This is a genomic window from Streptomyces sp. NPDC043427, assembly GCF_056436655.1.
On the sequence record NZ_JBWKCC010000001.1, the window covers coordinates 18470 to 39835 of the forward strand.

At 70.6% G+C, this 21366-nt stretch carries 19 protein-coding genes; 11 read left to right on the top strand and 8 right to left on the bottom strand.

Annotated features, from left to right (window positions below; genetic code table 11):
• The first annotated feature begins 129 nt into the window (after positions 1-129).
• Genes AC067M_RS00110 through AC067M_RS00125 form a run of 4 tightly spaced genes read left to right on the top strand, consistent with a single transcriptional unit; the run spans position 130 to position 3742 of the window.
• Entirely contained in the window at positions 130-945 is an 816-nt protein-coding gene (locus AC067M_RS00110; protein WP_478694680.1) for an AAC(3) family N-acetyltransferase, read from the top strand.
• 31 nt (positions 946-976) lie between these two features.
• A complete protein-coding gene (locus tag AC067M_RS00115) occupies positions 977-1900 on the top strand; it encodes an ABC transporter ATP-binding protein (RefSeq protein ID WP_478694681.1) in 924 nt (307 codons plus the stop codon).
• A gap of 56 nt (positions 1901-1956) precedes the next feature.
• On the top strand, positions 1957-2673 hold the full coding sequence (locus AC067M_RS00120; protein WP_478695325.1) for an ABC transporter permease: 717 nt from the start codon (positions 1957-1959) through the stop codon (positions 2671-2673).
• A 55-nt stretch (positions 2674-2728) separates the two neighbouring features.
• Positions 2729-3742, top strand: coding sequence for a COX15/CtaA family protein (locus tag AC067M_RS00125; RefSeq protein WP_478694682.1), 1014 nt, complete (start codon positions 2729-2731; stop codon positions 3740-3742).
• 1 nt (position 3743) lies between these two features.
• On the opposite strand, the gene AC067M_RS00130 is transcribed toward AC067M_RS00125, so the two are convergent.
• From AC067M_RS00130 to AC067M_RS00140, 3 genes are all read right to left on the bottom strand, one after another.
• Complete coding sequence (locus AC067M_RS00130; RefSeq protein WP_478694683.1) at positions 3744-4853, bottom strand: amidohydrolase family protein; 1110 nt, start codon at positions 4851-4853, stop codon at positions 3744-3746.
• 71 nt (positions 4854-4924) lie between these two features.
• A complete protein-coding gene (locus AC067M_RS00135) occupies positions 4925-5257 on the bottom strand; it encodes a hypothetical protein (protein ID WP_478694684.1) in 333 nt (110 codons plus the stop codon).
• Positions 5258-5315: 58 nt separating this feature from the next.
• A complete protein-coding gene (locus AC067M_RS00140; RefSeq protein ID WP_478694685.1) occupies positions 5316-6269 on the bottom strand; it encodes a heme o synthase in 954 nt (317 codons plus the stop codon).
• A gap of 387 nt (positions 6270-6656) precedes the next feature.
• On the opposite strand from AC067M_RS00140, the gene tkt reads away from it, so the two are divergent.
• Genes tkt through pgl form a run of 5 tightly spaced genes read left to right on the top strand, consistent with a single transcriptional unit; the run spans position 6657 to position 13340 of the window.
• Positions 6657-8744: a transketolase gene (gene tkt, locus AC067M_RS00145; protein WP_478694686.1), complete on the top strand. Its 2088-nt coding sequence runs from the start codon at positions 6657-6659 to the stop codon at positions 8742-8744.
• A 34-nt stretch (positions 8745-8778) separates the two neighbouring features.
• Positions 8779-9897 carry a transaldolase gene (tal, locus tag AC067M_RS00150; protein ID WP_478694687.1) on the top strand — a complete coding sequence of 373 codons (1119 nt, stop codon included), beginning with the start codon at positions 8779-8781 and terminating at the stop codon, positions 9895-9897.
• A gap of 13 nt (positions 9898-9910) precedes the next feature.
• Positions 9911-11440, top strand: coding sequence for a glucose-6-phosphate dehydrogenase (zwf, locus tag AC067M_RS00155; RefSeq protein ID WP_478695326.1), 1530 nt, complete (start codon positions 9911-9913; stop codon positions 11438-11440).
• Positions 11437-12561: a glucose-6-phosphate dehydrogenase assembly protein OpcA gene (gene opcA, locus AC067M_RS00160; RefSeq protein WP_478694688.1), complete on the top strand. Its 1125-nt coding sequence runs from the start codon at positions 11437-11439 to the stop codon at positions 12559-12561. The genes zwf and opcA overlap by 4 nt, the downstream gene beginning before the upstream one ends.
• Positions 12558-13340 (top strand): 6-phosphogluconolactonase, encoded by a 783-nt coding sequence (gene pgl, locus AC067M_RS00165; protein WP_478694689.1) that lies wholly within the window; start codon positions 12558-12560, stop codon positions 13338-13340. The genes opcA and pgl overlap by 4 nt, the downstream gene beginning before the upstream one ends.
• Before the next feature lie 51 nt (positions 13341-13391).
• Here pgl and AC067M_RS00170 read toward each other — a convergent pair whose 3' ends face one another.
• The 5 genes from AC067M_RS00170 to AC067M_RS00190 form a co-directional block, all read right to left on the bottom strand.
• Entirely contained in the window at positions 13392-14231 is an 840-nt protein-coding gene (locus AC067M_RS00170) for a carbohydrate ABC transporter permease (protein WP_478694690.1), read from the bottom strand.
• Complete coding sequence (locus AC067M_RS00175; protein WP_478694691.1) at positions 14228-15580, bottom strand: ABC transporter permease; 1353 nt, start codon at positions 15578-15580, stop codon at positions 14228-14230. The genes AC067M_RS00170 and AC067M_RS00175 overlap by 4 nt, the downstream gene beginning before the upstream one ends.
• Positions 15581-15582: 2 nt before the next feature.
• Entirely contained in the window at positions 15583-16911 is a 1329-nt protein-coding gene (locus tag AC067M_RS00180) for an ABC transporter substrate-binding protein (protein ID WP_478694692.1), read from the bottom strand.
• A gap of 39 nt (positions 16912-16950) precedes the next feature.
• Entirely contained in the window at positions 16951-18585 is a 1635-nt protein-coding gene (locus AC067M_RS00185) for a glycoside hydrolase family 13 protein (protein WP_478694693.1), read from the bottom strand.
• Between the two features lie 100 nt (positions 18586-18685).
• Positions 18686-19957 (bottom strand): ABC transporter substrate-binding protein, encoded by a 1272-nt coding sequence (locus tag AC067M_RS00190; protein ID WP_478694694.1) that lies wholly within the window; start codon positions 19955-19957, stop codon positions 18686-18688.
• A 121-nt stretch (positions 19958-20078) separates the two neighbouring features.
• On the opposite strand from AC067M_RS00190, the gene AC067M_RS00195 reads away from it, so the two are divergent.
• Together AC067M_RS00195 and AC067M_RS00200 are read left to right on the top strand one after the other, a co-directional pair.
• Complete coding sequence (locus AC067M_RS00195) at positions 20079-20594, top strand: PadR family transcriptional regulator (RefSeq protein ID WP_478694695.1); 516 nt, start codon at positions 20079-20081, stop codon at positions 20592-20594.
• A 7-nt stretch (positions 20595-20601) separates the two neighbouring features.
• Positions 20602-21351 (top strand): ABC transporter ATP-binding protein, encoded by a 750-nt coding sequence (locus AC067M_RS00200; RefSeq protein ID WP_478694696.1) that lies wholly within the window; start codon positions 20602-20604, stop codon positions 21349-21351.
• Positions 21352-21366: the final 15 nt, after the last annotated feature.

A 21366-nucleotide genomic window follows, 5' to 3' on the forward strand; every position in this document is an offset into this window, starting at 1 on the left:
CGTCACTTAGGCCAACCTAACCTGACCTGCGGAAACGATCTTTGATCGATCAGAGCCGCGGCAGGGTGCACACGCGCGTGCACCCAATTCGGTGGCGCCGCCGCACCGCTTCGGGGACACTCCCGGACCATGCCCACACCGCCCCCGACCGGCCCACTTGTCACCCGCGACACCATCGCCGCGCAGCTGCGCGAGGTGGGGGTCCGCACCGGTGAGACCCTCCTCGCGCACTGCTCGCTCAGCTCACTCGGCTGGGTCTGCGGAGGGGCCGTGGCGGTCGTCCAGGGACTGTTCGACGCCCTCGGTCCCGACGGCACCCTCGTCGTCCCCACCCAGACCGCCGACCTGTCCGACCCGGCGCTGTGGAGCGACCCGCCGGTGCCCGAGGAGTGGTGGGAGCGGATCCGCTCGTCCATGCCCGCCTACGACCCGGTGATCACCCCCAGCCGCGGGGTCGGCGTGATCCCCGAGACCGTACGGCGCTGGCCGGGCGCCCTGCGCAGCGCGCACCCGCACACGTCGTTCGCGGCCGTCGGCCCCCGTGCGGCGGAAATCGTGGCGGACCACGCGCACGACTGCCGTCTGGGTGAACGCAGCCCGTTGGGCCATCTGGAGCGGATGGACGCCCGGGTGCTGCTGCTGGGCACGGGCTACGACACCTGCACCAGCTTCCACCTCGCCGAGTACCGTGTTCCGGCCCCGCGTGTCGAGGTCGGCCGACCTGCTCCCGGCGGCGGCTGGGAGGTGCTGACCGAGGTGTCGATCGACTCCGAGGGGTTCGACGAGCTGGGGCACGACTTCGAGCGGGACCGCCCCGTCGTCCGCGGGAAGGTGGGCGCGGCCGACGTGCGGCTGTTTCCGGTCAGGGACGCGGTGGCCTACGCGCAGCGGTGGCTGGAGCTGCACCGTCCCCGTGCGGAGGAGATCCTGCACCCGCCCGCCTGAGACGCCCGGCACGTACCTAGACTCTGGACCCATGCGAACTGAGCCCGTCGTCCAGGTCCATGCCCTGGTGAAGCGGTACGGCACGAAGACCGCGGTGGACGGCCTCGATCTGGTGGCGCAGGCGGGCGTGACCGCCGTGCTCGGCCCCAACGGCGCCGGCAAGACGACCACGGTCGAGACCTGCGAGGGGTACCGCAGGCCGGACTCCGGCACGGTACGCGTCCTGGGCCTCGACCCGGTGAGACAGGCCGGCGCGCTGCGCCCCCGGATCGGCGTGATGCTGCAGTCCGGCGGCGTCTACTCCGGTGCCCGGGCCGACGAGATGCTGCGCCATGTGGCCAAGCTGCACGCGCACCCGCTCGACGTGGACGCGCTCATCGAACGCCTCGGGCTCGGCTCCTGCGGACGGACGACGTACCGCCGCCTCTCCGGCGGCCAGCAGCAGCGGCTCGCGCTGGCGATGGCGGTGGTGGGGCGCCCTGAGCTGGTGTTCCTCGACGAGCCGACCGCCGGCCTCGACCCGCAGGCCCGCCGCGCCACCTGGGACCTCGTCCGGGACCTGCGCACCGACGGCGTCTCCGTGATCCTCACCACCCACTACATGGACGAGGCCGAACAGCTCGCCGACGACGTGGCGATCATCGACGCGGGACGGGTCATAGCCCAAGGCTCCCCCGAGGAGCTGTGCCGCGGCGGCGCGGAGAACACACTGAGGTTCACGGGCCGGCCGGGCCTGGACGTGGGCTCCCTCCTCAAGGCCCTTCCCGCCGACTGTTCGGCCGCCGAGCTGACCCCGGGCTCGTACCGGGTCGTCGGCAAGGTGAACCCGCAACTGCTGGCCACGGTTACATCGTGGTGCGCGCAGCACGGCGTGATGCCGGACCGGATATCGGTGGAGCGGCACACCCTGGAGGACGTTTTCCTGGAGCTGACCGGCAAGGAGCTGCGCTCGTGACGACCACCACCCCCGGCACCCATACGCCTCGGCCGGGCGCTGCCCCCCTCCCCCGGATGATCGCCGCGCAGGCGGCGCTCGAGACGAAGATGCTGCTGCGCAACGGCGAGCAGCTGCTGCTGACGGTCGTGATCCCGACGCTGCTGCTGGTGCTGTTCAGCTCGGTGGACATCGTCGACACCGGATCGGGCGAGGCCGTCGACTTCCTCACCCCGGGCATCCTCGCCCTTGCCGTGATGTCGACCGCGTTCACGGGCCAGGCCATCGCGACGGGATTCGAACGCCGGTACGGCGTCCTGAAGCGGCTGGCGTCGTCGCCGCTGCCCCGCTGGGGCCTGATGACGGCGAAGACGGCGTCCGTGCTGGTCACGGAGATCCTCCAGATCGTCCTGCTGACGGCGATCGCGTTCGCGCTGGGCTGGTCGCCGCACGGGAACCCGGCGGCCGTCCTGCTCCTGCTGGTCCTCGGCACGGCCGCCTTCTCGGGGCTCGGGCTGCTGATGGCGGGCACTCTGAAGGCGGAGGCCACGCTGGCCGCCGCGAACCTGGTCTTCCTGCTGCTGCTCGTCGGCGGCGGCGTGATCATCCCGCTGGACAAGTTCCCGCCCGGCGTTCAGGACGTGCTGGGGCTGCTGCCTGTCTCGGCCCTGTCGGACGGGCTGCGGGACGTGCTCCAGCACGGCGCCGGCATGCCGTGGGGCGACCTCGGGATCCTCGCCGTGTGGGCGGTCGCGGGGCTCGCCGCCGCAGGCAGGTTCTTCCGCTGGGAGTAGGCACGCCATGAACGAACCCGACCCTCGTGAAAGCGTGCACAAGCGTCGGCCTACGATGGACGGCGTGCCAAAGCTGACCCGCGCCGACGCCACCGCCGCCGTGCGCAACCCCCTCGCCTTCATCGCCGCACGTTGGACCCCGGAACCCCGGACGGTTCGTCGGGCGGCCCTCGCCGCGCTCGTCATGTCGGTGGTCATCGTGGTCACCGGCGGCGCCGTACGCCTGACCGGCTCGGGCCTCGGCTGCCCGACCTGGCCCAAGTGCACGAAGGACTCACTGACCGCCACCAGCGCGATGGGCTTCCACGGCGCCATCGAGTTCGGCAACCGCATGCTGACGTACGTGCTGTGCGCCGCCGTCGGCTGGGCGATCATCGCCGCGCGCTCCGAGAAGCCGTACCGACGTGGCCTGACCCGGCTCGGCTGGGCACAGTTCTGGATCGTGATGAGCAACGCGGTCCTCGGCGGCATCGTGGTGCTCGTGGGCCTCAACCCGTACACGGTCGCGGCGCACTTCGTGGCGACGTCGGCGCTGATCGCGGTCGCCACGGTGATGTGGCAGCGCACCCGCGAGGGCGACGCGGAGCCCCGTGCTCTGGTCGGCAAGCACGTGCAGCAGCTGGTCTGGTTCCTGGTCGCGGCCGCCGTGCTGCTGATCCTGGTCGGCACGGTCGTCACCGGCGCGGGACCGCACGCGGGCGACTCCAGTGAGGTCGACCGCATGCCGCTGGACTGGGAGACCGTCAGCAAGCTGCACGCCGTCCTGGCCTGGATCGTGGTGACGCTGACCTTCGCCCTGTGGTTCGTCCTCAAGGCGGTCGACGCGCCGAAGGCTCCGCTGGCCCGGACGCGGGAGCTGTTTTTGGCGCTGCTCGCCCAGGGTGTCATCGGCTACGTCCAGTACTTCACCGACCTGCCCGAGGCGTTGGTGGGCCTGCACATGCTGGGCTCCGCGGTGATGTGGATCTGGGTGGTGCGGGTGCTGCTGTCGCTGCGCGAGCGTGCGGCGACGACGCCGACCGACCTGCCGGGGTCGTCGGCGGAGCCCGCGGTGGCCACGCGCGCGTAGGTCACTTCTCCAGCCCGTACACCCGCCGCGCGTTCCCCGCCGCGATCAGCCCCGCCACCCGCTGCGCGTCCGCCGGCGACCACGCCCCCTCGGCGACCCAGGTGCCCAGCACCCTCGCGAGGGCCTCGCGGAACAGGCGGGCCCCCACCACGTGCAGCTCCGGCAACGCCTGGCCCCCGCTGGAGAAGAGGATCTTGCCGAAGGGTGCCAGCTCCAGGGTCTCGGCGAGGACGGTGGCCCCGCGGGCTCCGGTCCGCACGAGGGCGGCGCCGCAATCGGCGTACACGTGCGGGAAGACGCCGGCGAGGTGGGCGGCGTGGCGTTGGTACGGGTAGCCGTGCAGCAGGATCAGATCCGTGCCGAGGCCCGCTGTGGCACGGACGAAGTCCGTCAGCAGCACCGGGTCCGTACGGTCGATGCGCAGGCCCGGTGCCCCCGACCCCGCGTGCAGCTGCAGGGGCAGCCCCGAGGCCACCGCGATCCACAGCAGGTGCCGTAGCAGCACCGGATCGCTCAGCTCCCCGCCCACCCCGCGCCTGGCCAGCCATCGGCCGACGGCGCCGCGTACCTCCCCGGGTCCCGGCGGTTCGGGCGCGAGCGCGAGGCCGTGCCGTACACCCGCGACGGAGGTGAAGGCGACGGCGTTCGCGGCGGCGCCGTGCACCGACTCGGCGAGGTTGGCGAGGAACGACTCGACGGTGCCGGAGGTGTCGGCGACCTGCTCCGCGAGGAGTTCCAGCCGCACGATCTCGTGGGCGTCGGCCCCGCCCGTGGAGGCCATCTCGGAGGGGCCGGTGAGGTCGCCGGGCAGCCCCGTGTCCACCAGATAGGTCGTGATGCCGCTGCCGCGCAGCAGTCTGCGGCCCGTTTCCAGTACGCCCAGTTCACGACGGCGGGCGAGATAGCGGGCGGGGGAACAGTGCGGTTCCAGGCCGAGTAACGGGGGGCACCAACGCCGTACGGCGAAGCCCGTCTGGGTGTCGAAGAGGGTGGTGCCGGGTGCGGGTGGGCCCTCGGTGCGGGCCAGCTGGGCCTCGAAGGTGCCGAGGCCCAGCTCTGTTCTCAGTACTCCGTGGCAGTACTGGTCCACGAGGGACGGCGTTTCGATCATCCGGACACCCCCGCGTGCGCTGGCTTTAACGGCCTAACGGGTGAACCGGTGAGTAGGTGTTGCTGAGGGGGTCAGCTGTTGCTGGGGCCGCCGATCTGGATGCCCGCCATCCTCGTCCACTCGTACGGGCCCGTCGTCACCTTCGCCGCGAACTCGCCGTCGAAGGACTCGTGGACGGTGATGCCGGACTTCTCGACGGCCTTCTCGGCGATGGCGTAGGTGGGGGCCACCAGGTCGCCCCAGCCGCCGTCCTCGCCGACGAGGACGATGCGGGCGCCGCGCTCCCCGATGTACGCGACCTGGCCCTCGGCCCCGCCGTGTTCCTTGGCGAAGGAGTTGATCTGCTTGGTGAGCCGGGCCACCTTGCGCTCGGCCTTCGCGTCGACCTGCTGCGTGTCTGCCATGGCCAGGATGCTACTCACGGGTAGAACGAGTGGCGAGAGCAGGGCCCTGTGACGTACGTCAGCGCAGGAAGGGGTCCACCGCCACCGCGACGAACAGCAGCGAGACGTAGGTGATGGACCAGTGGAACAGGCGCATCTCCTTGAGCTTCGCGCCCGTGGTCTCCGCCTTCGCGCGGGTCATCAGCGCGTGCGCCTCCCACAGCCACCAGCCGCCCGCGGCCAGGGCGACCAGCGTGTAGAACCAGCCGGTGTAGCCGAGCGGGGTCAGCAGCAGGGAGACCGCGACCATCACCCAGCTGTAGATCACGATCTGCTTGGCAACCGTCTTGTTGGAGGCGATCACCGGCAGCATCGGCACGCCCACGCGCGCGTAGTCGTCCTTCACCTTCATGGACAGCGGCCAGTAGTGCGGCGGCGTCCAGAAGAAGATGACCATGAACAGGATCAGCGGGGCCCAGGACAGCGAGTTCGTCACCGCCGTCCAGCCGATCAGCACCGGCATGCAGCCCGCGATGCCGCCCCACACGATGTTCTGCGAGGTACGGCGCTTGAGGATCATCGTGTAGACGACGACGTAGAAGAGGAGCGCGCCGAGGGCCAGCCAGGCCGACAGCCAGTTGACGGTGAGGCCGAACAACAGCGTCGAGGCCACCGCGAGCGTGACGCCGAAGGCGAGGCACTCGCGCGGGCTGACCATGCCGGTGACCAGGGGGCGCTGCGAGGTGCGGTCCATGAGCGCGTCGATGTCACGGTCGATGTACATGTTCAGCGCGTTGGCGCCGCCGGCGGAGAGGTAGCCGCCCACGCAGGTCAGCAGCACCAGGCCGAGGTCCGGCACACCCTGCTGCGCGAGGAACATCACCGGAACCGTGGTGATGAGCAGCAGCTCGATGATCCGCGGCTTGGTCAGCGCCACGAACGCCTTGACACGGGCCCCGAACGGCCGGTGGATCCGGTTCTGGCTCGCACCGAGCACCCCCGCTGGACGGGATTCGACGGCCGTCACGCACACCCCTGACAGAGACTCCCAGCAAGCCTCCCGTGTGAAGTGGCGGTAAAGGCTCGCGCGTACCACGCCACTGTAGACGTTGCCCAGACCCCGACATTCGCGGGGGTCGGGTCGTGTTGGTGGACGCGCTCCGGAGGGTCGTCCGACGTGCGTTCGGTGGCTCGATTGAGCAGTCGGATGAGCGGCTCCGTATTCAGATGCCGAATGCGGTCCGACCCAGTCGGGAGGCGGATCGCGCGCACTCCCGTCAGTCTGGAACGGCTCGAAAAAACGCACGTACTCGCGGGGGTAGGCTCGACAGCGGCCGGTGGGCATCCAGTGCACCGGCAGCCGGAGGGCGCGCGCCCAGAACACCGGTACCCGACATGTGGAGAGGAGCCCTGACCCAGGGTGAGCACCAAGCCGACCACCACAGACCTCGAGTGGACCGAGCTGGACCAGCGGGCCGTGGACACCGCCCGCGTCCTGGCCGCCGATGCCGTACAGAAGGTCGGTAACGGCCATCCGGGTACGGCGATGAGCCTGGCGCCTGCCGCCTACACCCTCTTCCAGAAGGTGATGCGGCACGACCCGGCGGACGCCGACTGGGTCGGACGCGACCGTTTCGTGCTGTCCGCGGGCCACTCGTCCCTGACCCTCTACACCCAGCTGTACCTGGCCGGTTTCGGGCTGGAGCTGGACGATCTGAAGGCCTTCCGCACGTGGGGTTCGAAGACGCCGGGTCACCCGGAGTACGGCCACACGGTGGGCGTGGAGACCACGACCGGCCCGCTCGGGCAGGGTGTCGCCAACGCCGTCGGCATGGCGATGGCGGCCCGTTACGAGCGGGGCCTGTTCGACCCGGACACCCCGGTCGGCGAGTCGCCGTTCGACCATTTCGTGTACGTGATCGCGGGGGACGGCTGTCTGCAGGAGGGCATCTCCGCGGAGGCGTCCTCGCTGGCGGGTCACCAGAAGCTGGGCAACCTGGTGCTGTTGTGGGACGACAACCACATCTCCATCGAGGGTGACACGGAGACGGCCGTCTCCGAGGACACCGTCAAGCGCTACGAGGCCTACGGCTGGCACGTGCAGCGCGTGGCGCCGAAGCCGGACGGGGACCTCGACCCGCACGCGATCTACAACGCGATCGAGGAGGCGAAGAAGGTCACGGACAGGCCGTCCTTCATCGCGATGCGCTCGATCATCGCCTGGCCCGCCCCCAACGCCCAGAACACCGAGGCCGCGCACGGCTCGGCGCTGGGGGATGAGGAGGTCGCGGCCACCAAGCAGGTGCTGGGCTTCGACGTGGAGCGGTCCTTCGAGGTGGCCGACGAGGTCATCGCCCACACCCGCGGCGCACTTCAGCGGGGCGCGGACGCGAAGGCGGAGTGGGAGAAGTCCTTCCAGCTGTGGCGTCAGAACAATCCTGAGCGTGCGGCGGGCTTCGACCGGATCGCCGCGGGTGAGCTGCCCGCGGGCTGGGAGGACAAGCTCCCGGTCTTCGAGCCCGGCAAGGGTGTCGCCACGCGTGCCGCGTCGGGCAAGGTGCTGCAGGCACTGGGTGAGGTGATCCCGGAGCTGTGGGGCGGCTCGGCCGACCTCGCGGGGTCGAACAACACCACGATCGACAAGTCGTCGTCGTTCCTGCCGGCGGACAACCCGCTGCCGGAGGCCAGCCCTTATGGGCGCACCATCCACTTCGGTATCCGCGAGCATTCCATGGCCGCGGAGATGAACGGTATCGCCCTGCACGGCAACACCCGTGTCTACGGCGGTACGTTCCTGGTGTTCTCCGACTACATGCGCAACGCGGTGCGGCTGTCGGCGCTGATGCACCTGCCGGTGACGTATGTGTGGACGCACGACTCCATCGGTCTCGGTGAGGACGGCCCGACCCACCAGCCGGTCGAGCACATCGCCTCGCTGCGGGCGATCCCGGGTCTGAACGTGGTGCGTCCGGCGGACGCCAACGAGACCGCGATCGCCTGGCGCGAGATCCTCAAGCGGTACACCAAGGAGTTCGGCAAGGGCGCCCCGCACGGCCTGGTGCTGACCCGTCAGGGCGTGCCGACGTACGAGCCCAACGAGGACGCGGCGCGCGGCGGTTACGTGCTGCTGGAGGCCGAGGGCGGCGAGGCGCAGGTCGTCCTCATCGCCACCGGTTCCGAGGTGCACGTGGCGGTGGAGGCGCGTGAGCAGCTCCAGGCCGACGGCGTGCCCACCCGCGTGGTGTCGATGCCGTCCGTGGAGTGGTTCGAGGAGCAGGACCAGGGGTACCGGGACAGCGTCCTGCCGCCGTCGGTGAAGGCCCGTGTCGCGGTCGAGGCCGGAGTCGGACTCACCTGGCACAAGTACGTGGGGGACGCCGGTCGCATCGTTTCCCTGGAGCACTTCGGTGCTTCGGCCGACGGCAAGGTGCTCTTCCGTGAGTTCGGCTTCACCGCAGAGAACGTGGCCGCCCAGGCCCGGGAATCCATCACCGCCACCCAGCGCTGACGCTCATATACGACACGTAGGAGATGTAATTTCCATGACAGACGCACTGAAGCGCCTCTCCGACGAAGGCGTCGCGATCTGGCTGGACGACCTGTCGCGCAAGCGGATCACGTCCGGCAACCTCGCCGAGCTGATCGACCAGCAGCACGTCGTGGGCGTCACCACCAACCCGACGATCTTCCAGAAGGCCATCAGCAGCGGCGACGGCTACGAGCAGCAGCTCGAGGACCTCGCCGCCCGCAAGGTGACCGTGGAAGAGGCCGTCCGCATGATCACGACGGCGGACGTCCGTGACGCCGCCGACATCCTGCGCCCGGTCTTCGACACCACCGACGGCCAGGACGGCCGGGTCTCCATCGAGGTCGACCCGCGCCTGGCGCACAACACCCGCGCCACCGTCGCCGAGGCCAAGCAGCTCGCCTGGCTCGTCGACCGTCCCAACACCCTCATCAAGATCCCGGCGACCCGGGCCGGCCTGCCGGCGATCACCGAGGTCATCGGCAACGGCATCAGCGTCAACGTCACGCTGATCTTCTCCCTGGAGCGTTACCGCGAGGTCATGGACGCCTACGTCACGGGCCTGGAGAAGGCGCGTGAGAAGGGCCTGGACCTGTCTCTGATCCGCTCGGTGGCGTCCTTCTTCGTCTCCCGCGTGGACACCGAGATCGACAAGCGGCTCGACGCGCTCGGCACCGACGAGGCCAAGGCCGCCCGCGGCAAGGCCGCCGTCGCCAACGCCCGCCTCGCCTACCAGGCGTACGAGGAGGTCTTCTCCTCGGACCGCTGGCAGGCGCTGGAGAAGGCGGGCGCCAAGAAGCAGCGTCCGCTGTGGGCGTCGACCGGTGTGAAGGACCCGGCGTACAAGGACACCCTGTACGTCGACGACCTGGTCGCCCCGAACACCGTCAACACCATGCCGGAGGCCACCCTGCTGGCCACCGAGGATCACGGTGACATCACCGGCAACACCGTCGCCGGCACCTACGAGCAGGCCCGCGCCGACCTCGACGCGCTCGAGAAGCTCGGGATCTCGTACGACGACGTGGTCCAGGTCCTGGAGGACGAGGGCGTCGAGAAGTTCGAGGCGTCCTGGAACGACCTGCTCAAGTCGACCGAGGCCGTTCTCGAGCGCCTCGCCCCCTCGGAGGGCTGAAATCTTGGCCTCTATCTCCGGTTCCGGAGCGAACCCGCTTCGTGACCCCGCAGACCGACGGCTCCCGCGTATCGCGGGGCCGTCGGGCCTGGTCATCTTCGGCGTCACGGGCGATTTGTCACGCAAAAAGCTGATGCCCGCGGTGTACGACCTCGCCAACCGCGGACTGCTGCCGCCGGGCTTCTCCCTGGTCGGCTTCGCCCGCCGTGAGTGGGCGCACGAGGACTTCGCCCAGGAGGTGCACGACGCCGTCAAGGCGCACGCCCGCACCCCCTTCCGCGAGGAGGTCTGGCAGCAGCTCATCCAGGGCATGCGCTTCGTGCAGGGCACCTTCGACGACGACGACGCGTTCGAGCGGCTGCGCTCGACGATCGAGGAGCTGGACAAGGCGCAGGGCACCGGCGGCAACTTCGCCTTCTACCTGTCGGTTCCGCCGTCGGCCTTCCCCGTCGTCATCCAGCAGCTGAAGAAGCACAATCTCGCCGACCAGACGGGTGGCTCCTGGCGGCGCGCGGTCATCGAGAAGCCGTTCGGGCACAACCTCGCCTCGGCCGAGGAACTCAACGCGATCGTGCACGAGGTCTTCGCCCCGGACCAGGTCTTCCGCATCGACCACTATCTCGGCAAGGAGACCGTCCAGAACATCCTGGCGCTGCGCTTCGCCAACACGATGTTCGAGCCGATCTGGAACCGGTCCTTCGTCGACCACGTGCAGATCACCATGGCCGAGGACATCGGCATCGGCGGGCGGGCGGGCTACTACGACGGCATCGGCGCCGCCCGTGACGTCATCCAGAACCACCTGCTCCAGCTGATGGCCCTGACGGCCATGGAGGAACCGGCCTCCTTCGACGCCGACGCGCTCGCCGCGGAGAAGACCAAGGTGCTGGGCGCGGTTCGGCTGCCGAAGGACCTGGGCCGCGACACCGTGCGCGCCCAGTACGCGGAGGGCTGGCAGGGCGGCGAGAAGGCCGTCGGCTACCTCCAGGAGGACGGCATCAACCAGCAGTCCAAGACCGACACGTACGCCGCGATCAAGCTGGAGGTCGACAACCGCCGCTGGGCGGGCGTCCCCTTCTACCTGCGCACCGGCAAGCGTCTCGGCCGCCGCGTCACGGAGATCGCGGTGGTCTTCCAGCGGGCCCCGCACTCCCCCTTCGACCACACGGCGACGGAGGAGCTCGGCAAGAACGCGATCGTGATCCGCGTCCAGCCCGACGAGGGCGTCACGGTCCGCTTCGGCTCCAAGGTGCCGGGCACCTCGATGGAGATCCGGGACGTGTCGATGGACTTCGCCTACGGCGAGTCCTTCACCGAGTCCAGCCCCGAGGCGTACGAACGCCTGATCCTCGACGTGCTGCTGGGCGACTCGAACCTCTTCCCGCGCACCGAGGAGGTCGAGCTGTCCTGGAAGATCCTCGACCCGATCGAGGAGTACTGGGACAAGAACGGCAAGCCCGCGCAGTACCCGGCCGGTACGTGGGGGCCCGTCGAGGCCGACGAGATGCTCGAGCGAGACGGACGGAGCTGGCGCCGGCCATGAAGATAGACCTCACGGACACCACCGCCAGCAAGATCAACAAAGCGTTGGTCCAGGGGCGGCGCGCCATCGGCACGCCCGCCGTCGGCATGGTGCTGACCCTCGTCGTCGTGACGGACGAGGAGAACGCCTACGACGCTCTGAAGGCCGCGGGCGACGCGTCACACGAGCACCCCTCGCGCACGCTGGTGGTCATCAAGCGCGTCTCGCGCTCACCGAGGGGCCGCACCCAGTCCCGCCTCGACGCCGAGGTGCGGTTGGGCGCGGACGCGGGCACCGGCGAGACGGTCATCCTGCGGCTGTACGGCGAGGTCGCCGACCACGCCCAGTCGGTCGTCCTGCCGTTGCTGCTGCCGGACGCGCCGGTGGTGGTCTGGTGGTCGGTGGACGCCCCGCGCGACCCGGCGGGCGACCCGCTGGGCGCTCTGGGCCAGCGCCGTGTCACCGACAGCTACGCCGCGGAGAAGCCCGTCGACGAACTGCGGGCCCGGGTCGAGTCTTACGAGCCGGGGGACACCGACCTGGCGTGGGCCCGGATCACGCCGTGGCGTTCGATGCTGGCCGCTGCCCTCGACCAGGTCAGCTGCGAGATCGTCTCCGCCGAAGTGGCGGGCGAGGAGTCCAACCCGAGCGTCGAACTGCTCGCGATGTGGCTCGCCGACCGCCTCCATGTGCACGTCCGGCGCGCGATCTCCGCGGGTCCCGGCCTGACCCAGGTCCGCATGGAGACGACCGGCGGCCCCATCACCCTGCACCGGTCGGACGGGGCGATGGCCACGCTGGCGCTGCCGGGCCAGCCGGACCGCGCGGTGGCGCTCAAGCGCCGCGAGACGTCCGAGTTGCTCGCGGAGGAGCTGCGCAGGCTCGACCCCGACGACACGTACGCGTCCGCCCTGCGGTTCGGCGTGGACCGGCTGGGCGGCATCCAGTCGGCGGCGGAGCGGGCGGCCGAGGCCGCCGCGGCGGCCGCTCAGCCCGTGCCGTCCCTCCCGGTCCGCTCGGTGCCGGAACCGGCGGCCGCGGCCAAACCGTCCGCACCGGCCGCCGCCCCGTCGGGCCAGGGCGACGCCGATCGGCCCTCTCCGGCGCAGATGCCCCCGGTCAAGAAGGCGGACCCGCAGTGAGCGCCCCGCAGCTGGTCGTGCACCACGACAAGGAACTGATGGCGCAGGCCGCGGCGGCCCGACTGATCACCAGGATCGTGGACGCCCAGGCCTCCCGGGGCCAGGCGTCCGTGGTCCTGACCGGCGGCCGCAACGGCAACGGCCTGCTGGCCGCACTGGCCGCGGCGCCCGCCCGGGACGCCATCGACTGGGGCCGCCTGGACCTCTGGTGGGGCGACGAGCGCTTCCTGCCCGAGGGCGACCCCGAGCGCAATGTCACCCAGGCCCGCGAGGCGCTGCTGGACGCGGTGCCGCTGGACCCGAAGCGCGTGCACGCCATGCCCGCGTCGGACGGCCCGTACGGCAGTGACGTGGACGCGGCGGCCGCGGCCTACGCCGAGGAGCTGGCCCGGGCGGCCGGCCCCGAGAACCATGGCGCCGTGCCCACCTTCGACGTCCTGATGCTGGGCGTCGGCCCGGACACCCATGTGGCGTCGCTCTTCCCCGAGCTGCCCGCCGTACGGGAGACCGAGCGGACGGTGGTCGGCGTCCACGGCGCGCCCAAGCCGCCGCCGACCCGTGTCACCCTCACCCTCCCGGCCATCCGGGCGGCCCGTGAGGTGTGGCTGCTGGCCGCCGGCGAGGACAAGGCCCAGGCCGCGGCGATCGCCCTCTCCGACGCGGGCGAGATCCAGGCCCCCGCCGCGGGCGCCCGCGGCCGCGCCCGCACTTTGTGGCTCCTGGACACGGCGGCGGCGTCACAGCTCCCGAGGGCGCTGTACCCACCGGCGTCGGCGTGACGGTGCGGGGCCCAGGGCTGCTGTGAAGCCCTGGGCCCCGGCCCGTCCGTCTTACTTCACCGACCCGGCCATCACGCCCTGCACGAAGTGCCGCTGGAAGGCGAAGAAGACCGCCACCGGCACGATCAGCGACAGGAACGCTCCCGGCGCCAGCACGTCGATATTGCTGCCGAACTGCCGGATCTGGGACTGGAGTTGCACGGTCAGCGGCTGTGAGGAGCTGTCGGCGAAGAGGAGGGCCACCAGCATGTCGTTCCAGACCCACAGGAACTGGAAGATGGCCAGGCTGGCGATCGCGGGGCGCCCGACCGGGAGGACGAGCCTCGTGAAGATGCGCCATTCGCTGCCCCCGTCCATGCGGGCCGCCTCCAGCATCTCCTTCGGCATCTCGGCGAAGTAGTTGCGCAGCAGGAACACCGCGAACGGCAGCCCGTAGGCCACGTGGAAGAGCACCACACCGGGGATCGTGCCGAACAGGCCGAGCTGTCCGAAGAGTTTGGCGACCGGGAGCAGCCCGATCTGCACGGGCACCACCAGCAGCGCCACCACGACGAGGAAAATCACCTCGCGGCCCGGGAAGTCGAGCCACGCGAAGGCGTACCCGGCGAGGGCCGCGACGACGACCACGAGCACCGTCGTCGGGACGGAGATCAGCACCGTGTTCCAGAACGCCTGGGTGATGCCCGCGTTCTTCAGCAGGGCCGTGTAGTTGTCGAAGGACAGCTGCCCGGGGCCGGCGAACACCGTCCACCAGCCGCCCTTCGCGGTGTCCTCGGCGGACCGCAGGGAGGACAGGAACAGCCCGGCCAGCGGGGTCATCCACACCAGCCCGACGACCACGAGGAAGGCCTGGACGAGCCCGTTGCCCAGCCCGCGCCTGACGGCGTTCATCGCTGACTCCTTCGGAAACGACGGACGTTGAAGACCATGGCGGGGATCACGAGCAGCAGGAGCAGCACACCCAGCGCGCTGCCGAGACCCTGGTTGTTGCCGCCGCCGAAGGACACCAGCCACATCTGCGTGGCGAGCACGGTCGCCTCCTCCTGCACGGGCCCCGGCGCGATGATGTAGACGAGGTCGAAGACCTTCATCACGTTGATCACCAGGGTCACGAAGACGACGGTCAGCACCGGTGCGAGCAGCGGGACCGTGATCCGCCGGAAGATCTGCCACTCGTTCGCGCCGTCGATCCGCGCCGCCTCCAGCGCGTCCCGTGGCAGCGCCGCGAGTCCCGCTCCGATCAGGACCATCGAGAAGCCGGTCCAGATCCAGAGATACGCCCCGATGATCGCCGGTGTGACGAGCGCGGGCCCGAGCCAGGAGATCCCCTCGTACGGCGGGGCGAAGTTCGAGGCCGGGAGCTGCACGGCGTACGAGCCGTCGGCCAGCCCCTCGAAGCGGAAGGAACCGTCGGGCGCGGTGGTCGTGGTGGCGACCTTCTTCCCGTCGCGCACCGCCTCGACCGTCATCTCCGGCAGCCCGCTCTCCCGTCGGTCGACCTTGCCCTGCTCCCCTCCCCCGCCGGGTGTGAAGTCCAGGTAGACGACCCCGCGGAGTTCGTCCGGCGCCGCCTCGCGCCCGGCGGCCGCGTACGCGGGGCGGGCGTCGCCCGGCAGGTCCTGGGGCAGCACCCCGACCAGGCCGAGCGCCACCGCGTCCCCCACGCTCGCGTTCGTCCGGTACGAGCCGTCCGCCTCCTTGGTCAGGCCGTGACCGTCACGCGCCCGGGCGGTCGGGTAGGACGACGTGCCCTGGAAGGCGTCGTGCACGGAGACCACGGCCGCGTTCAGGACGCCCTTGTCGGGGTCCTCGTCGTAGGCGAGCCGGAAGATGATGCCCGCGGCGAGGAAGGACACCGCCATCGGCATGAACAGCAGCAGCTTGAAGGCGGTCGCCCAGCGGACCTTCTCCACCAGCACGGCGAGGATCAGGCCGAGGCCGGTCAGCAGGGCGGGCGCCACGACCACCCAGATCGCGGTGTTGCGCACGGCCTTGAGCGTCGCCGGGTCGTGGAACATCTCCGTGTAGTTCTCGCCGCCCACGAAGCGGGTGCCGGAGGCGTCGAAGAAGCTGCGGCCGACGGAGAACAGCACGGGGTAGACGACGAGCGCGCCCAGCAGGAGCAGCGCGGGAAACACGAACAGCAGGGCGACGGTCCGGCCCCGCCGCCGGGTGCGCCGGGCGGGCGTGGGGCCGGCGGCGGCCGGAGGGCTCGTCTCTTTCACCAGGGTCGAGGTCATGGTCAGCCCTGGTACGCCTTGGCCGCCGCGGCCTCCAGCTTCGCCGCGGTGCCCTTCGGGTCGGACGGGTCGCGCAGGAAGTCCTGGAGCAGCTTCCACTCGCCCGCGCCCTTGGTGCCGCCGAAGGCCGCCGGGGCCTGGTCGGACATGTCGAAGCGGACCGAGTCCCCGGCCGCCACGAGGGACTTGGCGGTCGCGCGGGTGACGTCGTCACCGTACGAGGCGAGGTCGAGCTTCTTGTTCGGGGACAGGAAGCCGCCCGCCTCCGCCCACACGGCCGCGGCCTCCGGTGTCGCCAGGTACTCCAGGAGCGCCTGGGCGGCCTTCTGGTTCTTGCCGTCCTTCAGGACGACGGCCGCGTCACCACCGCTGACCACCGGCGCCTTGCCGGTGCCGACCGCCGGGAAGGGGAAGAAGTTCGCGTCCTCGCCGATCTTCTTCCCGAACTGGTCCTTGGCGACCCCGGCCACGAAGTCGCCCTCGTAGACCATGCCCGCCTCGGGCTTCGGGCCGAACACCTTCTCCACCGAGCCAGGGAAGTCGGTGTTCAGGGCGCCCTTCTGGCCGCCCGCGATCAGCTGCTTGTCCTTGAAGAGCTTGCCGAGCGTGGTGAGCGCGTCGACCACGCTCGCGTCGGTCCACTTCAGCTTGTGGGCGGCGAGAGCGTCGTACTTCTCCGGTCCGGCCTGGGAGAGGTAGACGTTCTCGAACCAGTCGGTGAGGGTCCAGCCGTCCTGCCCGGCGACCGAGAAGGCGGCGAGGCCGGAGTCGGAGACGGTGTGACCGGCCTTCAGCATGTCGTCGTACGTCTTCGGCGTCTTGACCCCGGCCTGAGCGAGGGCGTCGGGGCTGTACCAGACGGTCGACTTGTGGGCGGCCTTGAAGTACAGGCCATAGAGGGTGTTGTCGACGCTGCCGTAGTTCTTCCAGACGGGCGCGTAGTTGGCGTCCACGGCCTGCTTGGTCTTGGTGGACAGCGGCTTGAGCCAGCCCTTCTGCGCGAACTGCTTCAGCACGCCGACCTGCGGGACCATCACCACGTCGGGGGCGTTGCCGCCCTCGATCTTGCTGCCCACGACGGTGGAGACGTTGTCCCCGGTGGACACGAACTGGGTCTTGGCGCCGGTCTTCTCACCGAACGCGTCCAGGACCTTCTGGAAGTTCTTCTGCTCGCTGCCGGACCAGACGCCGGCCACGGTGACCGTCTGGCCGCCGAGCGCCTTGTCGCCGCCGCCGGCGGAGACCGGGCCGCCGCCTCCGCAGGCGGTCGCGCCGAGCGCCAGGGCGAGGGCGGTGCAGCTCGTGAGCAGGGTGGTACGTCGTCGCATCATCGTTGATGTCCCTTCGAAGGGTCAGGAGGTGACGGGAATTCAGCGGTCGTTGATCCACCAGGCCGCCGTCGAGCCGGGAAGCACCCCGGCCGGGCAGGGGCCGCTGGACAGCAGGGCGGTGCCGGGGACCGGCGCGGGCGTGGGCGCCGCAGCGAAGTTGACGGCGCACACGAAGCCGTCACCGTCGTCGCCGCGGGCGAAGGCGAGGACTCCGGGCGGAGTGTCCAGCCAGCGCAGCGGGCCTTCGCCCAACTGGGGCAGCGCGGCACGGAGCTGGAGGCCGTCGCGGTACAGGTGCCAGAAGGAGCGGGTGTCGGCGAGGGCACGGTCGGTGGCGTGTTCTGCGAACCACTCGGGCTGCGGCAGCCACGGCTTGGCGCCCTCGGTGCCGGAGGTGAAGCCGAACGGGGACGCCTGGCCGGACCACGGCAGCGGCACCCGGCAGCCGTCGCGGATCCGGGCGCGGCTTCCGGTGCGGCGGAAGATCGGGTCGGTGAGCACGTCGTCGGGCAGGTCGACGACCTCGGGCAGGCCCAGTTCCTCGCCCTGGTAGATGTACGCGGCTCCGGGCAGCGCCAGCATCAGCAGCGCGGCGGCGCGGGCGCGGGCGGTGCCGAGTCCGCTGCCGCCGGGGACGGGCTCGCCGTAGCGGGTGACGGTGCGGACCTGGTCGTGGTTGTTGAGGACCCAGGTGACCGTGGAGCCCGTGCCGGCGATGTCCCGCAGGGCCTCGGAGATGACCTTGCGGAAGGCGTCGGCGTCCCAGGGCGCGCTGAGCAGGTCGAAGAAGAACGCCTGGTGGAGCTCGTCCGGGCGGACGTACAGGGCGTGTTCGCGGGCGGTGGGGACGGACACCTCGCCGACCAGGAGCCGTTCGCGGCCGTCGTGTGCCGTGTACTCCTCGCACACCGCGCGCCAGTGCCGCCACACGTCGTGCACCTCGGGCTGGTTCCAGGCGAGCGGGTTGACGGAGTCGCGGGTGCGGGCGTCGGCCTCGGGGTCCGGGGAGTCGGGCAGATCCGGGTGCTTGAAGAGGCCGGCGGCGACGTCGATGCGGAAGCCGTCGACGCCCCGGTCCAGCCAGAAGCGCAGGGTGCGGTCGAACTCCGCGGCCACCTCGGGGTCTCGCCAGTTCCAGTCGGGCTGTTCGGGCGTGAACATGTGCAGGTACCACTGGCCGGGGCGGCCGTCCGCCTCGGTGACCCGGGTCCAGGCCGGGCCCCCGAACATGGCGTGCCAGTTGTTGGGCGGCTCCGAGCCGTCCGGGCCGCGGCCGTCGGCGAAATGGAAGCGGGCGCGGGCCGCGCTGCCGGGGGCCGAGTCGAGCGCCTGACGAAACCACGGGTGCTCGCTGGAGCAGTGGTTGGGGACGATGTCGAGCAGCACCCTGATGCCGAGCCGCCGGGCGGCCGTCATCAGCAGGTCGAACTCGGTGAGGTCGCCGAAGAGCGGGTCCACGTCGCAGTAGTCGGCCACGTCGTAGCCGTGGTCGTGCTGCGGTGAGGGATAGAAGGGGCTCAGCCAGATCCCGTCGACGCCCAGCTTCTTCAGGTACGGCAGTCCGGTCCTGACCCCGGCGAGATCGCCGATGCCGTCGCCGGTGCTGTCCAGGAAGCTGCGGACGTACACCTGGTAGATCACTGCGTCGCGCCACCAGTCGTACTTACTCAACATGCATGCATGTTAGGTAAGCGTGTCGCGAGGGTGTCAACGAAAAGTCGGCGCACCAGGGGAAGATGAGACCTATGTGTTACCTAACAAGTAACTAGGAGAGTTATCGGTGAGAGATGGCGGCGAGCTCGCGCGCCAGCCGCCGCACCGCGCTCTCGGGCGTCTCGCGCCCGGCCATCGCGTCGTGGACGACCGCCTGCACCACCAGGCTGACCTGGTCGTAGCGCGGGCTCTTGGGGCGCGGAGCGGCCGCGAGCACACTGGCGCGCAGGGTCGGCAGGTAGGGGAACTCCCGCACCAGCTCGGGATCCTCGTACAGCGCGGCGCGTACGGGCGGCAGCGCGCCCCGCGTGAGGACCTGCCGCTGGACGGGCTCGCTGGTGAGGTACGCGATCAGTCGCGCGGCCGAGTCGGGGTGCCGCGCGTGGGTGTTGACGGCCAGGTTGGAGCCGCCCAGGACGCTCGTCCCGGGCCCGTCGGGGCCCGGCAGCGGCACGGCGCCGACCTTCCCGGCGACCGGCGAGCCCTTGGCGGAGGCTCCGACGTATGCGTAGGGCCAGTTGCGCAGGAAGAGGAGTCCGCCGTCCTGGAACGCCTGCTTGGACTCCTCCTCCTTGTACGTCAGCGCCGCCTTCGGGATCCAGCCTTCCCGCACTCCGCGCGCGAGGAATCCGATGCCCTCGCGGGCGGCGGCCGAGTTCACGGTGACGCGCGCGCCCTCGTCGCCGAGGATCGTGCCGCCCGCCGAGTAGACGGCCTCGGCCGCGTTGACGGTGAGGCCCTCGTACGGCAGGAACTGACCCGCGTAGCCGTCGAGTCCGTACTTCGGCGCGATGGTTCTCGCGTCGTGCTCCAGCTCGTCCCAGGTGCGCGGCGGCGGGACGCCCTCCTCGGCGAGGACGTCCTTGCGGTAGAGGAGCAGCCCGGCGTTGGTGACGTAGGGGACGGCGTACAGCCGGTTGTCGTAGGTCGCCGTGTCCACGACCGGCGGCAGGAAGGTGTCGAGCGGGAAGCGGCCGGGGGGCAGTGGTCTGATCCAGCCGGCGGCCGCGAACTCCGAGGTCCAGTTGACGTCGATGTTGAGGACGTCGAAGCGGCTCCGGTCGCCGTCGCGCAGGTCGGTGGCCATCTGCGCGTGGGTCTCGTCGGCGGAGTCCGGGAGTTCGACGAGGGTGACCCGCTCACCGGGGTGGGTGCGGTTCCAGCCCTGAAGGAGGGTGCCGAGATAGCCGGTGAGATCGCCCGCGGTGGCGAGCGTCAAAGGGCCCCGGCCGCCCGCCGCCCCCTCGTCGGCGCGCGCGCCCGAGGCGATGTACCCGGTCATGACCACGACCAGGACGAGAAGGCCCCTACCGGCGGCGTGTATCCACCGCATAGGTTCCTCCCTGTACACCTGGCGCCGGGCACCTTCGCCCGAGTCAGAGGCCATGTATACCTGTTAGGTATGGGCGATACTAGGGCCTGGAGCACATTCGCAGACTAGGAGGACAGCACGAGTGCGCCTGCCCCTCCTGGCTCTACTCGCGCGTGGCCCGGCCCACGGTTACGAGCTCAAGCAGGGCCTTGAGCAACTGCTGGGCTCCGCGTACCCTCAGCCGAACATCGGCCAGGTCTACGTGACCCTCGGCCGGCTCGAGAAGCAGGGACTGATCGAGGGCCAGGACGTCGAGCAGTCCAGCCGGCCCAACAAGAAGGTCTACCACCTGACCGACACCGGGCGGGAGGCGCTGCGCGCCTGGTTCGAGGAGCCCGAGGACGAGCCGCGGGTACGGGACGAGTTCTTCATGAAACTGGCCCTCGCCCCGCAGACCGGACTCGCCGAGCAGATCGCCCTCATCAACAGACAGCGGCGCCAGTACCTCAACACCATGCGGCACCTGTCGAAGCTGGCCGCCGCCGAAGACCGGGACAACCGCATCGCCCACCTGCTGATCGAGGGCGCGATGCTGCACCTGCAGGCCGACCTCGACTGGCTGGAACGGTGCCAGGAAGAGCTGGAGGAGCTGGAGTGAGGGACCTGTGAGCGACCGCCCCACTCCTGTGCTGCGCGCCGAGGGCCTGGTCAAGACGCATTACGGCGAGGGCGCCCCGGCGCACGCCGTGCGCGGGGTCGGCCTGTGTGTGCGCCAAGGCGAGTTCGTGGCCGTCACCGGCCCGTCCGGCGCCGGGAAGTCGACGCTGCTGCATCTGCTGGGCGGGTTGCAGCGGCCGGACGGCGGCAGCATCTGGCTGGACGGCGAGTGCACGGACGCCTACAGCGAGGCCCGCTGGGCGGTGGAGCGCCGCAAGCGGATCGGGATCGTCTTCCAGTTCTTCAACCTGGTGTCGAACCTGTCGGTCGCCGACAACGTGGAGCTGCCTGCCCTCCTCGCCGGGGTCTCCCCGCGGCAGGCGCGCACCGAGCGGGAGGAGCTGCTGGCGGAGCTGGGCCTGGCCGGCAAGGAGCGCAGCATGCCGGGCGAGCTGTCCGGCGGCGAGCAGCAGCGGGTCGCGCTGGCCCGGGCCCTGGTCAACCATCCGCCGCTGCTGCTGGCCGACGAACCCGCGGGCAGCCTCGACAGCAAGGGCACCCGTGAGGTCATGCGGCTGCTGTCCCGCTTCCACCAGCGAGGGCAGAGCATCGTACTTGTCACCCATGACGCGCGGCTGGCGAGCGCGGCGGACCGGGTGATCAGCTTCTTCGACGGGCGGATCGCCGACGACGCGGAACTGGACGGCACGCCGACGCGCGGGACCGGGATCTCCGGGGTGCTGGAGCTCAGGGACTGACATGCGGGTGTACGA